This window comes from Methylomonas sp. 11b (genome assembly GCF_000515215.1).
Lineage (GTDB): Bacteria > Pseudomonadota > Gammaproteobacteria > Methylococcales > Methylomonadaceae > Methylomonas.
Genome location: NZ_KI911557.1, coordinates 1,422,271 through 1,435,841 on the forward strand (window position 1 = coordinate 1,422,271; position 13,571 = coordinate 1,435,841).

The 13,571-nt window shown below is 51.8% G+C and carries 8 protein-coding genes; 4 read left to right on the forward strand and 4 right to left on the reverse strand.

Annotated elements, in window-relative coordinates; genetic code table 11:
• Positions 1-42: 42 nt before the first annotated feature.
• The 3 genes from tsaE to METH11B_RS0106595 form a co-directional block, all read right to left on the reverse strand.
• Complete coding sequence (gene tsaE / locus METH11B_RS0106585; protein WP_026601345.1) at positions 43-513, reverse strand: tRNA (adenosine(37)-N6)-threonylcarbamoyltransferase complex ATPase subunit type 1 TsaE; 471 nt, start codon at positions 511-513, stop codon at positions 43-45.
• A complete protein-coding gene (locus METH11B_RS0106590; RefSeq protein WP_026601346.1) occupies positions 513-1,976 on the reverse strand; it encodes a bifunctional ADP-dependent NAD(P)H-hydrate dehydratase/NAD(P)H-hydrate epimerase in 1,464 nt (487 codons plus the stop codon). Before METH11B_RS0106590 ends, tsaE begins: the two co-directional genes overlap by 1 nt.
• Positions 1,977-2,287: 311 nt before the next feature.
• On the reverse strand, positions 2,288-3,298 hold the full coding sequence (locus METH11B_RS0106595) for a hypothetical protein (protein ID WP_026601347.1): 1,011 nt from the start codon (positions 3,296-3,298) through the stop codon (positions 2,288-2,290).
• Between the two features lie 331 nt (positions 3,299-3,629).
• Between METH11B_RS0106595 and METH11B_RS0106605 the strand changes: the two genes are divergently transcribed.
• Entirely contained in the window at positions 3,630-4,211 is a 582-nt protein-coding gene (locus tag METH11B_RS0106605; protein WP_026601348.1) for a hypothetical protein, read from the forward strand.
• 245 nt (positions 4,212-4,456) lie between these two features.
• On the forward strand, positions 4,457-5,767 hold the full coding sequence (dctA, locus tag METH11B_RS0106610; protein ID WP_051426994.1) for a C4-dicarboxylate transporter DctA: 1,311 nt from the start codon (positions 4,457-4,459) through the stop codon (positions 5,765-5,767).
• Here dctA and METH11B_RS0106615 read toward each other — a convergent pair.
• A complete protein-coding gene (locus METH11B_RS0106615) occupies positions 5,750-7,108 on the reverse strand; it encodes a type VI secretion system contractile sheath domain-containing protein (RefSeq protein WP_026601350.1) in 1,359 nt (452 codons plus the stop codon). The genes dctA and METH11B_RS0106615 overlap by 18 nt on opposite strands.
• Positions 7,109-7,231: 123 nt before the next feature.
• Between METH11B_RS0106615 and putA the strand changes: the two genes are divergently transcribed.
• Positions 7,232-10,312, forward strand: a complete 3,081-nt coding sequence (putA, locus tag METH11B_RS0106620) for a bifunctional proline dehydrogenase/L-glutamate gamma-semialdehyde dehydrogenase PutA (protein ID WP_026601351.1) — start codon at positions 7,232-7,234, stop codon at positions 10,310-10,312.
• A gap of 177 nt (positions 10,313-10,489) precedes the next feature.
• Positions 10,490-13,570 carry a hypothetical protein gene (locus METH11B_RS0106625; RefSeq protein WP_026601352.1) on the forward strand — a complete coding sequence of 1,027 codons (3,081 nt, stop codon included), beginning with the start codon at positions 10,490-10,492 and terminating at the stop codon, positions 13,568-13,570.
• Position 13,571 lies beyond the last annotated feature (1 nt).

A 13,571-nucleotide genomic window follows, 5' to 3' on the forward strand; every position in this document is an offset into this window, starting at 1 on the left:
GCTGCATACCCCACATTTCCACTAGTGACAACTTCGTTGAAATTATAGCAGTAGGTTATTGTTTTTCCAGTTTAGTTTTATATCGCTTAGCCGATTTTTTGCTAACACATTGATTTCAGCGGTACGTTGTTGCTGAAAATAATTCAACCTTACTTCCAGATCGGCCGTAGGCAAAAACCCCGCGCCCATTTGCGGCCATTCGATGCAGCACAACGCGTTTTGATTCAGATAATCGTCCATGCCCATCCATTCCAGCTCTTCCGGGTCCTTCAACCGATACAAATCAAAATGAAACAAACGCCGACCGTTGACTTCGTATTCTTCAACCAAGGTGTAAGTCGGGCTTTTCACGGCACCTTGATGACCGGCGGCGCGCAACAAGCCCCGGACCAGCGTGGTTTTGCCGGCACCCAATTCGCCGTACAAAAACAGCAGACATTTTTCCGGCAGTGCTTGCCAGAGTGCGGCACCCAGCGCTTCGGTATCTTCGGGGGTTTCCAGAGTAATGTTCATTAATTCAATAATTTCCTGATTCGTGCCGGCAAATCGCCGGCCAGCAAGCCACGCTCACCAAATTCCAAAGCCAAACTGTCGGCGGCTTCGCCATGCACATAGACACCCAGCCGCGTTGCTTCATCCAAGCTCAAACCCTGCGCCAGCAAGCCGCCGATCAAACCCGACAACACATCGCCCATGCCGCCGCTAGCCATCCCGGGGTTGCCGGTAGTGCCGACATAGACCGTGTCGCCGCAGGTAATCAAGGTACCGGCACCCTTTAACAAACAAGTGCCGCCGTATTGACTGTGCAAATCCGCCAACGCCGCAAAGCGGTCAGCGGAGATTTGCCCGGCGCTACAGCCCAGCAAGCGCGCGGCTTCGCCGGGGTGTGGCGTTAATACCCAATTCGCGCGCCGCTTGGGTTGCAAGGACAACAGATTCAAGGCGTCGGCATCGATCACGCACGGCTTGTCAATGGCCAGCGCCGCGCCGAACATCTCCCTGGCCCAATCGTCCTGGCCCAGACCGGGACCAATCACGATGACGCTGGCCTTCTCCAGCAAGGCATGTAGCGCTTCGCCGCATTCCACGCCGTGGCACATTAACTCCGGCCTACCGATGTTGATCAACCCGCTATGCGATGCGCGGGTGGCGATGCTAACCAGACCGGCGCCGGAACGCAAGGCCGCCTCCCCCGCCAAACGTATCGCCCCGGTATAACCCAGATTGCCGCCGATCAACAACGCATGCCCGAAACGACCTTTGTGAGCAATCCGCGCGCGGCGCGGCAAGTCGATTTTTTCCAGCAACAGCGCAAACGGCGGCATCGCCGCCAACACAGCAGCGTCGATATCCAAGGTGCTGCAAATAATCTCGCCGCAATATTCGGCTGCTTCGCCGGTAAACAAGCCGCACTTCAAACCGATGAAGGTCACCGTCACATCAGCCTTGACTGCGCACCCAAGTACCGAGCCGGTGTAGGCGTGCAAGCCGGACGGCACATCCACCGCAATCACCGGACAGCGGGAGGCATTGATCGCCGCAATGGCTAACGCGTAATCTTGCCCGACCTCACGGCTCAAACCGATCCCGAACAAAGCATCGACTATGACACCTTGCAGCTTGGATTGTCCGGCTTCGAAGTCGCTGACACGTCCACCAGCCTGTAAAAAATCTTGATAGGCACTCAGAGCGTCACCCGGTAAACCGTCTGGATCGGCCAAGGCATAAACGCTTACCTGAAAATTGGCCTGCAAGGCAAGGGTCGCAACATCGTAACCGTCGCCGCCGTTATTGCCGGCGCCGCAAAACACTGTGACTGCTTGTTGTTCCGGCCAGCGCTGTCTTAACTGTTCGAATAGCGCGTACGCAGCCCGGCGCATCAATTCCCGGCCCGGAATCCCCAGTTCGTCGATCGCGTACCGCTCGGCTTCACGGATTTGGGCAGTGCAGTAGAGTCTGTTTGAGGGGGTTTGCATAAGTTGACCTTCGGAAAGTCGGTAGGGTTTTGTCGCTAATCTTAGCGGGATTGCTTAATTGGGGTACTCCAGCGCCTATAGGCCAGTTTGCGACATTCAAAGATTTCCGTGTACCGACAGCAGTAAAACTGATTGTGTTGAATAAGTAGGTTTTTGGCAAAATTACGCCGGCTTTTCCAGCAGCATTGTTCTCGAGTTATTGTTTTTATTCATTAATATTTAAGATCGAATAGTGTTTTTCTCTCAAAAGGACTTTTTCAACACCATCAAACTTAAAGCAGCCGGTGAACGTTGGAATTAAGGGACGTAATTCATAAATCAGAATTTTTCAATCTTTTCAATGCAAACTTTCCACGCTCTGCCACTGATGGTGATTTGTCAGACGCAAGCAGATGTGCCAACTTTAAAGACTCAGTACCAATTTTCGCTAGCTCACGAATAAGCATTTCACCCGCAACACGTCGAACTATTGGTGATCGATCTGTTGCTGCCGATATTAAAATTTCTAGGGATGGGCTAGTGACAAGTACATTTCGCTCACGGATTATCGGCTTGAAGTGTCCCTTACAATAACGTTTGTCAGTCCATTCCCACTTTCTCCCAGCGAACCAAGCCATTTTTCCTTCAAGCAAGCATCTATATGATTTTGCTCGCACTGATGGTTGAATAGCTTTTCTTGCAATCTCGTCAAGATAACGATCTAGTGTTTCTGCACGACCCACCTGCGATAGTACGGAGGTCATCGGACCGGAGGTGGTAGACAAAATCCTCGATTTGAGCGCCAGCCCTATCTTTTCGATACATGTAATCTCTATTAACACTTGTTTGTCTTTGTCTTCCATGCGGCCCCATGAATTCCAATGGGGCAACGTAGCACATAAAACATCAACAACAAGCTCTGGATCCGTGTGTTTTGCAACAATTGGAAGTTTTTCGCGGGCTGCCTCGCGAACTTGTGGGACCCAATCGTTGAGCCGACGAACAGCGATGGCAAAGAAAAATCCATTAGGGGCTGCCCCAGATAGAGTGCGTAGCGTTTTTTGACGTTTAAAACCGTCCTCGCTGCACAAATCTATCCACGTTAGAAAAGGGGTAGGTTGAGTCCAAAACTTCCATTTGGAGGGTATAGTGTTTTTCAGCTCTCTAGAGAACTCCCACCGAATTAATCGTTCCCAAAAATCTAAATTCGCCAATGATAAATTTGAAGTTGCAGCCACCAACATTGACATATCGGCAACTACTTTACGACCAGAATTGACTGATTGGGCAAACTGCTTTACCGCAGATAACACTTCTGCTTCATGTTCCTGTTGATATGGCACAGAATGTTCGCCCCAAATAAGGAATTGGATAGTTAACTACGCATCAGCCGGCAAACCTTTTTCCGCACAATAAGCTATTGATTACCATCTGTTTTGATTTCAACATTTCATCGGCGATGGGGCAATTATGGCAGGTATTAATCAAATTGCCGCCATTGAATCTGATGAAATGATAGACCCTTTTGTCGATCACCAAAAAATACGAACATCCCATCGCAGGAAAAGATTACCCGAAAATACCCTGTCGATCCTCGCCAGACATAACTTTACGAACAATCCATCAAGCCGGTTATGTCACAATTGCCCCATTAAATCGATACGGAGCAAAACCATGCGTCAGTTTCTGTTGATCATCGTGACCCTGATTGCGCTAAGCGGGTGCGCATCGGAATCCTGCGATAAGGATGTCATCAACATCCTTAATCCCAATCAAACCAGTGCGAAATTGCTGATGGATTACGCCAAAACCGCCATCTGTAAGACCGATTCAACTGGCACGACAAAGCCTACAACAGTAGACGAAGAACGCAAGCTAGTGTTGATTTATGATCTGTATGCCAAAGCCAGAAGCTATGCGATTTTAAATAAAGTATTTTTCTGGCTCTCGCTGATTTCCGCGGTGGCGGTATTTCTGTGGCCGTCGCTAGGGGTGTTGATGAAAGACCGCCTGGGCGAGCGCGAATGGTATAAATCGGCGATTGTGCAAACCACCGTTACCGGCATCGCGGCGTTGATGTTCGCGTTTTACAGCCAATATAAAGACAAGCAAACCTACACGGAAAACCTGATGCGCTACGCAGTTTTTTCCGATAAGCCGGTGGCTGAATTGAGTCAGAAAGTGATCGAAGAAATCGGCAAAATCGATATTGGCTTTAGTTTTAGCGGGGTGTTTGACAAAAAGGAAGAAAAATAAGCGGAAGGCGCTAACCGCCGCTTTGTCGAAGTTGAAAAGATTCCGGTAGCCTTTTAATCGGGATCCACCACCATTTGAGCCCGCCATAGCCTCGTAGTTTAAGTTGGAAACAGATGTCGGCGACTGGTTCACTGCCATCGTAAGCCGGGCTGTTGGACTCGTAAACTATCCTTGCGTTATGCGTAGCTTTTAAACGATATTGCACTCAATACCTGCGCTAAATCTTAAAAGCCACGCGCTAAACCATGAACTCGGAAAACCTCAACAAACCACTCCCGCCGAAATCAGCGACTCTCTCTGCCCGGCTTTATCTGTGGGTGTTGTTGGCTATCGTTGCCGGCGGCGTGTTTGGTTATCTGGACGCCGAACATGCCGTGACGCTAAAACCCATCGGCGACGGCTTTATCAGCCTGATCAAAATGCTGATAGGACCAGTGGTATTTTGCACCATCGTGCTGGGCGTCGCTGGCGCCGATGACATGAAAAAAGCCGGGCGAGTTGGGGTAAAAGCCTTGCTGTATTTCGAGATTGTCTCGACTTTCGCGCTGGCGCTGGGCGTGCTGGTGGCCAATCTGCTCAAGCCTGGCCAAGGCTTTAACGTCGATCCGGCCACGCTGGATGCGCAGGCGGTGTCCGGCTACGTGAAACAAGCCAACCAGCAAAGTACCGCCGATTTTCTGCTGCACATCATCCCCAAAACCTTCACCGATGCCTTCACCGGTTCCGGCGATTTGCTGCAAGTATTGCTGGTAGCGGTACTTTTCGGCTTTGCCCTGCAACAAATGGGCAGCGCCGGCAGATCGGTGTATGTGTTTATAGAGGAATGCTCACATATCTTTTTTGCAATGATGAATGTGATCATGAAACTGGCGCCGTTCGGCGCCGGCGCGGCGATGGCGTTTACCATAGGCAAATACGGCGTCGCCGCATTAAAACCGCTGGCTGCGCTGATGGGTAGTTTTTATCTGACCTGCGCTTTGTTCATCGTCTTGATACTGGGCAGCATAGCCGCGCTGACCGGCTTTAATATTTTTAGACTGCTGCGTTATATCAAGGAAGAAATGCTCTTGGTACTGGGCACCTCGTCGTCCGAATCGGCGCTGGTGCCGCTGATGAATAAGCTGGAAAAACTGGGCTGTTCCCGCTCGGTGGTGGGTTTAGTGATTCCGTCCGGCTACTCGTTCAATCTGGACGGCACCAATATCTATCTGACCATGGCCGCGCTGTTCGTCGCTCAGGCCTTGAATGTCGATTTAAGCCTGAGCCAGCAATTGACACTGTTATTGGTAGCGATGTTGACTAGCAAAGGTGCTTCTGGCGTCACCGGCGCTGGCTTTATCACGCTGGCGGCAACCCTAGCGGTGGTGCCGGCAGTGCCGGTCGCGGCTCTTTCGTTAATCCTGGGGATAGACCGCTTTATGTCCGAAGCGCGGGCCTTAACCAACATCGTCGGTAATGCAGTGGCAACTATTGTGGTGTCGCATTCGGAAGGCGAGCTGGATAGGGAAAAAATGCAGGCACAGTTGCGGCCAGATCTGTCAACTCAAGGTTTCTAAACCCAGCAAGCGTAAGCCTTGACGCTGCCGATAGCCAATCACCGGCATGATGTTTTGTGCCAAAAGATTGTTTGCTTGCGCTTCGTTCAACACTACTTCCGTAGCCGCCTGTAATACCTGCTCGCCGTCCAAATCGTAGCTAAACGCCGGCACATCGGCAAAAAAGAATTGCTCTGCTGTCGCTTCATCCTGAGCAGCTCTCAACAAAACCCTAGTCGCCAAAAAGGCCGGATTCCCCCATAGCAATTCATCGGTCTGCGGAACAGTGTCGCATTCTTCAAACGCAAAGGTTTCCAGCGGTTCGCGTTTGCTGCCGTAAGGCAAACGCATCAGCACACGCGGATAAACCAGAATTACGCTGTCTGCCGCGATTTCCTGACGATATGCCAACCAATCCGACGCGTTCTGCAAAGCCCCGACCACCAAACCGTTTCCAGCGGAGGCCAGAAAACCCGCTCCACATTTTGCAGCTAATTCGGCACAAAAACCCAGCAAAGCCTTGTCCTCCGCATTGTCGGAAAACACATAATCAGCCACGAACAATACGTCCTGCTCTCCGTCGCCTGTTTGCATATGTTGTTGCAAACGCTGGACCACACTATCGCTACCCTTTTCCAGCTCTGTCAGCAACTGGGCTTGGCTAATATCCAGTAAATAAATTTGTTGTGCGTCGGCGGCTTCTTCGTGCACCAAGCCATCTGTTGCTCGCCACAAGGCTTCCAGTGCTTGAAAGTCCTGCCGGTGCAATAAGGCTTTCACAAGCTGCGCCGTCGCGGTGTCGATCAAATCGATTAAAGCCCGATGCTGCGGGTTGGCGTCCTTGGCGACATGCGGTTCCACAATTTGTTTCAACAAACTATCCAAAGAGTCGGACGCAGCGACTGCGCCTTCCGGCTTTTTACCCAACAAACGCTCCAGCATATCGTCCTGGCTTTCCGTGGCAGGAGCAGGTGCGACCGGATCGACCACAGCTACCGCCGGAAAAAACGCCTGAATTTTTGCCGCCGCCTGTGCCGCGGTATTGGGATTGCCCAATTCGGACTTTAAGGTCCGCAAATCAGCCAGCAGCTTGATTTCCCCCAGCCAGGCATCGGGGTGAAAATCGTCCAGCGTCGGAAATTGCAAGCTGATACCGGGGCTGACTTCCAGCGTCGGCAGGATTTGCGCCATCACTTGCTCGAAGTTATCCACATCGATTTTGCGGATTTTACTTTGCTCCCAGGGTGCGGCGGCACCGGAAAAATTTCCGAACACATAAACCCGGTAGCTGCTATCCCCATTGCCCGCTCTAGCCGCATTTCCCGCGTTAAAACCCATCGTAAAATCAATTCTGCCTGACATGTTTTCTCCTCGCGCATTAAACGCTTTACCGTCAACAGTAGCAGAGCAAACCCGGTCCAACAAGCCAGCCAGTTTTTCCGGATAGCGGTATGCTTATAAGTGTCTGTCCAACAGGTGATAGCAATGAGCCACGCAAACCGTTTATCCGAACTGCGCCAGCGCATCCATCAGGCATTTACCCAAGCCGAGCCGCAAGCAATCTCCGGCCTAATCGCCAGGTTGGGAAATTACGATAGTCAGGCCATCGGCGTATCTTCGCAGGCATTGATAGAAGCGGTGCGCACTAAACACAAACAGCCGAGCATTTTCGAAGCTTTCTTGCATGAATACAGGCTGAGTAGCGATGAAGGCATCGTGTTGATGAGCATTGCCGAAGCCTTGTTGCGGATACCGGATAGCGCCACGCAAAACCTGTTCCTGCGTGACAAATTGGCAGATGCCGACTGGTATAGCCACTGGCTACACAGCGATTCAGTAGCGGTCAATCTGGCTAGCAGCGCGTTGTGGGTGAGCGGCAAAATGGAAGCGTTGATTCGGCAGCGGGTTTTCGCTAGCTTGTTAAGCCGGCTGGGCGAGCCGCTGATCCGCACAGCCATCAAGCAAGCCATGCAGCAAATGGCCGAGCATTTCGTCATCGCTGAAGATATAACAATGGCTATCGAACAAGCGAGCCGCAACCCTGCCTACCGCTATTCCTTCGATATGCTCGGCGAAGCGGCCTTGACCGAAGAGGATGCTGAGCGCTATTTCGCGGCCTATCGCCAGGCAATTGAAACGCTGGCCGAATCTGCTAACGCGGATTTATTTACCAACCCCGGCATTTCGATCAAGCTCTCGGCGCTTTATCCGCGTTACGAACCCTTGCAGCATCGCTACGCGGTGCCGGCCATCAGCAGCAAGCTGTTGGCCTTGGTCAAGCTGGCCCGCGCCGCGAATATTTCCGTGACCGTGGATGCGGAAGAAGCCGAACGGCTGGACCTGTCCTTGGATATTTTTGCGGCAGTGCTTAACGATACCGCACTGGCCGGGTGGCCTGGTTTCGGTCTGGCGGTGCAGGCTTACCAAAAACGCGCTGTAGCAGTGATCGAATGGCTGGCGGTGTTAGCCGAACAGCAACACCGGCTGATTCCAATCCGCTTGGTAAAAGGCGCGTACTGGGATAGCGAAATCAAGCGCGCCCAGGAAAACGGCTGGGACGACTACCCGGTGTTTACCCGCAAAGCTGCCACGGACTTGTCTTATCTGGCTTGCGCCCGGCTGATCCTGTCTCGCCCGCAAATCTTTTATCCGCAATTCGCCACACATAATGCCCACAGCGTGGCGGCGATTTGCGAGTTTGGCAAAGGCCATCCGGGATTTGAATTCCAACGCCTGCATGGAATGGGTAGTGCGTTGTACGATGAGTTGCTCCATCAACAGCCGATCAACTGCCGAGTGTATGCCCCGGTAGGCGGCTACCGGGAATTGTTGCCTTATCTGGTCAGACGCTTATTGGAAAACGGCGCGAATACCTCGTTCATCAACCAAATCGAAAATCAGCAGATCAGCGCCGCTAATCTGTCCGGCGACCCATTGGTCCAGTTAAATCAAGTCGACTCTGAACCGTTGGCTGTACCCAGCGAGTTATTTGGCGCGCAACGCCGGAATTCGCAGGGGCTGAATTTGAGTAATCCTGAGGTATTGCAGCAGTTGCAACAGGACTTGGCCGCAATGTCCGACCACAAATTGCAAGCTGCGCCAATGGTCGCCGGTCGGCAAACTCCTGGCGAACCGCATCCTGTTTATAGTCCGCATGACCGACATAGACTGGTTGGCGAAGTGGTATTCAGTTCCCAAAGTGATATAGAACAAGCCTTGCAACAAGCAGCCAGCGCGTTCAATGACTGGCGTTTATGCCCAGTCGCAACCCGCGCCGGGTATCTGCGTAAAGCAGCGGACTTATTGGAACAGCAGCGCCTGGAAATGGTGGCGCTGTGCATCCGCGAAGGCGGTCGAACCCTGCGCGACGCGCTGGCAGAGGTGCGCGAAGCGGTCGATCTATGCCGTTACTACGCGGCCTGTGCAGTCGAGCAATTCGCTCAGCCCCAGCAACTGCCCGGACCCACTGGCGAAGATAATCAATTATTTCAGGTCGGGCGCGGCGTGTTTGTCTGTATTAGCCCATGGAATTTTCCGATTGCAATTTTCATCGGCCAAATCGCCGCTGCGCTGGCGGCCGGCAATACCGTGATCGCCAAACCGGCTTTGCAGACTTCGTTAACAGGCATGGCTTGCGTTCGCCTGTTACATAGCGCCGGGGTCCCGGAACAGGTATTGCAGTTTTTACCCGGCGACGGCGCTGAGATTGGCCGGCACTTGTTGAGTGACGAACGCGTCTCCGGCGTCGCGTTTACCGGCTCTGGGGCTACCGCACAGCTGATCAACCGGCGACTGGCTGATCGACACGGCGCCATCGCCACTCTGATTGCCGAAACCGGTGGGCAAAACGTGATGATCGCCGATAGCTCCGCGCATCAGGAACAACTGGTTGCGGACGCCTTGCTATCGGCGTTTAACAGCGCCGGCCAACGTTGCTCGGCGTTGCGGGTGTTGTTTCTGCCGGAGGCTATCGCCGACAGCATCGTCGCGCGTTTGATTGGTGCGATGCGCTTGCTGCGGCTTGGCTCGCCAATGGCTATAGCCACCGACGTAGGCCCTATCATTGATAGACACGCCTTAGCCAAACTACTGAACCACATCGAAAAGCTTAAACGCGAAGCCAAGCTGTTATATCAATTGCCCATCCCTCCCAATCTGGCAGACGGCTGCTTTTTTCCACCCACGTTGGCGGAAATACCGGCACTATCCTTCCTTGACCACGAAGTGTTCGGCCCCATCCTGCATATTGTCCGTTACCAAGCCAACGAGCGGGCAAAATTGGTCGAAGCCATCAATGCCAGCGGCTACGGCTTGACGCTGGGTATTCACAGCCGCATCAACGCCAATATGCGTTACATCCAGCAACACGCGCGGGTCGGCAACATTTACATCAATCGCAATATGATAGGCGCAGTAGTCGGCGTGCAGCCGTTCGGCGGCATGGGCTTATCCGGCACCGGCCCGAAAGCCGGCGGCCCCCACTACTTGCAACGCTTCGCCAACGAACAAACCGTCACCACCAACCTCACCGCCATCGGCGGCAATCCTTGGTTGTTGCGGAAATAAACGTGGATTTTATGGCCTCGGTTCGCGAAATTTGGATTCCGCACCCTGCTAGATAGTGTAATTTTACAAAAATCGTTGTTAGTTTCTGCCTTTGAAGCCGAAAACTTCTAGTGTTAGTCTAGTAGCACAACCGGGTATGTCCCACTATCTCTCCATATCAATCAAAGCTTGGCGCTTATGTCCAAAGAAAACAAATCCTCGCTGATTTCGCCAAACGTATTAAGTTTGCTCTTGATCATTCTGGGTGGCAGCCTGTTCGTCGGTCAAAGCCCCTTCAACGATTCCAGACCTAACAAAGCACCGATACCGCAGCAGCAAGCCGGGTTTAAATCAGACGTGGACGCGCGTTTGTGGCAAGACCCATTCGAAGCCATCGCCAACCAAAATTTAAACCGCGAGAATTATCAGCAATATAAAAACACTGAAGAAGTGATAAAAACTGTTCAAAAGCAATTGGGTGAATTACGCGACACGCGGCAAATTGTGATGGCCACTCTGATGCCGAATGGTCACTATCAGGAAGACGTAGAAACCCGCCGGCGTATCCGCTATGCGGTGCTGTCCGGACTGACAGCCGACCAAAACAACGAGTATGCGCCTAGTGACCCGGAGCATATTGGCTACGTCAATTACCGGCTTAACGATACCAGTACCTTAATCGCCTTCGAATCTCTGGTGTGGAAACCCAATCCTGTGTACTCACTTCGGGATGACGATAAACATCCGCCGATCTTAGTGTTATACCTGGACAACAAACTGTTCGGCTATCAGCCGCTGCACGACTTGTTCGAGAATCTCCGCAAGATTTATCTGAAAAACAGTCAATTCAATCTGGAATTCAATGTGCTGGGGCCGGCGACTTCTGATGAATTGCAAAACATGGCTCGGGCGGTCAAACCGGCCGCTAAATCCGATGGAAAGCCCTTATTTCGAATATATTCGCCTCGCGCCACAGTCGATGAAGGTAAATTACTGTTTGGCACTAGAACCCCAGATAGGAATGAACCAACCAATTTGACCGAGCATTTCGGAGCTGGCCTGCCTTTTATTCGTACAACCGCTACCGACAGCCAGTTAGCCACGGCCTTGAGTAAGGAATTGGCACTACGCGGCGTCCGAATCGGCAACCGCGCCAAGTTGGCTAATTCCACTAAGCACGTGGTATTGATTTCCGAAACCGAATCATTGTATGCCTACCATATTGGCACCACATTTGCAGATGCCTTAGTCAAAACCGCTATGAACGGGGAAAATCCGGCTACGGATTGCGATGGGCAATTAACTCCAAAATCAGACTGCCTACGCCAATACGTACACCAATACACTTATTTTCGCGGATTGGACGGCAAAACTCTGCGAGGCCAAAGCTCACCGATTACCGCTACTAAGTCCGGCGACAATGAATCCAGTAATTCCTCCGAGGCATCGAAAGCCATGGAACATGCCGACGGCGATAGTCAATTCGACTACATGCGCCGGCTGACCAATCAGATCCAAGACATAGAAGAGAAGCTTGAAGACAGCAACCACAGCATTGGCGCCATCGGCGTCCTAGGTAGCGATGTCTATGACAAACTATTGGTACTGCAAGCACTACATGCGAAGTTTCCTGACATTTGGTATTTCACGAACGTCATGGATGCCCGGTTTTTACACCCAGATCAAAACGAGTGGGCGCGGAACCTGATTGTGGTATCCAGTTTCGGCTTACAACTGCCACAGGAATTGCAACACGGCATTCCGCCATTCCGCGACAGTTACCAAACCGCCTATTTTTTAGCCGCGCAAATGGCATTATGGGACTCCAATCCCGCTTCCTCTGAGCCGACGTCGGTAACGGAAGTATGCAATACAATAGACAGTCAAAGCCTATTAGACCAAACAGTGTTCAGCCACCCAGCGATACACGAAATCGGTCGTACCAAGGCGTTCCCGCTCAGCCATGCGAATTCCGAACCTCAAACCAGACGTAAGGATTGCAAGGTGCTTGGCCCTATGGCCAGATTTATCCAGGCAGCCGACAACACTAGGGATAAGGCCCGAAGAATGGACATCGAGCAGCAACCATTATTAGCGGATCAACCCTTTTTAAAGTTTTTCCGCATCGCGCTGAAAATTCTAATCTGCGCCTTGTTGTTTGCCTGCCTATGGCTTTATTTTCATCGCAAAATAACAATCGCGGATGCTGCCAAACTGCCGGTAGAAGTCAGCGTACTAAGTTTGCAACGAACTTGGCTGCTGTTTTGTCTGTTAGTGGGTTGCGGATTAACGGCATTCGTGCTGAACACTGAACAGACCGAACCTATAGCGCTAATAGAGGGTGTCAGCATGTGGTCAACTGAGGCGGTCCGATTCGCGGCGCTGGTGGCTACGGTGTTTTGGGTAATCGAAACCGTCAAGTTTCCGCGGTTATTTTGGGAACGGCTGAATTTCAGCGGTAAGTTTGGTGTGTCTGCTGATAATCGTTGCCATGCGCATGATCAATCATTACAAAGACGACTTGAACGAAACTTGAGTATGGGTAGAGTTGGCATCTTGACGCTAGCAGCCTGGCTACTCACCTTTGCCATAATTCTGTCACTGGGCGTACCGGTTACACCTTATCGTGGCGAGTTTGTCTATCACCTTGACTTTATATTGTTACGATTGGTGTTAGTCCCGACCTATTTGTTTTTGATGATTAGCGTCACCGAAGCAGCGCAAGCGATCATCCAGTTTATCCGCTCCATCCCACGTGCCGAGCCCTGGCCGGTATCGATGACGGAAGAATATCGCGCCACGCTGAATATCGATAACGCTTACCTTCAGGATTGGGTGACGATCCGCCTAGTGGGTGATATGACGCAACAAGCCAGCCGCCTGATCTCTTACCCGCTATTCGCTGCGGCCCTTATGGTGTTGGCACGAATGAGTTATTTTGATAACTGGCATACACCGCCCGGATTGTTGATCGTGATCGGCGTTTGCATCGCCTATTTGTTCTATTGTGATTTTCGCCTAAAAGCAGTGGCGGATAAAACCGAACACGAATCTCTGAAAAATCTGCGCCGCCTGTCCATAGCCAATCAAGGTAACGCCGACAACCCTCCACTAGCCGGCAAACTGGGAAGTCTGTCTGACTTGGCTGAACGCTATGCCGAGGACACTTATAAGCCTTTTGTACAACGCCCCATTTTTCAGGGCGTGTTGTTAATCATTATGGCCGCCGCCATCGGCTACACCGACTACTTATCGATCGTGCTGAAGGTGCTTGGCTAAC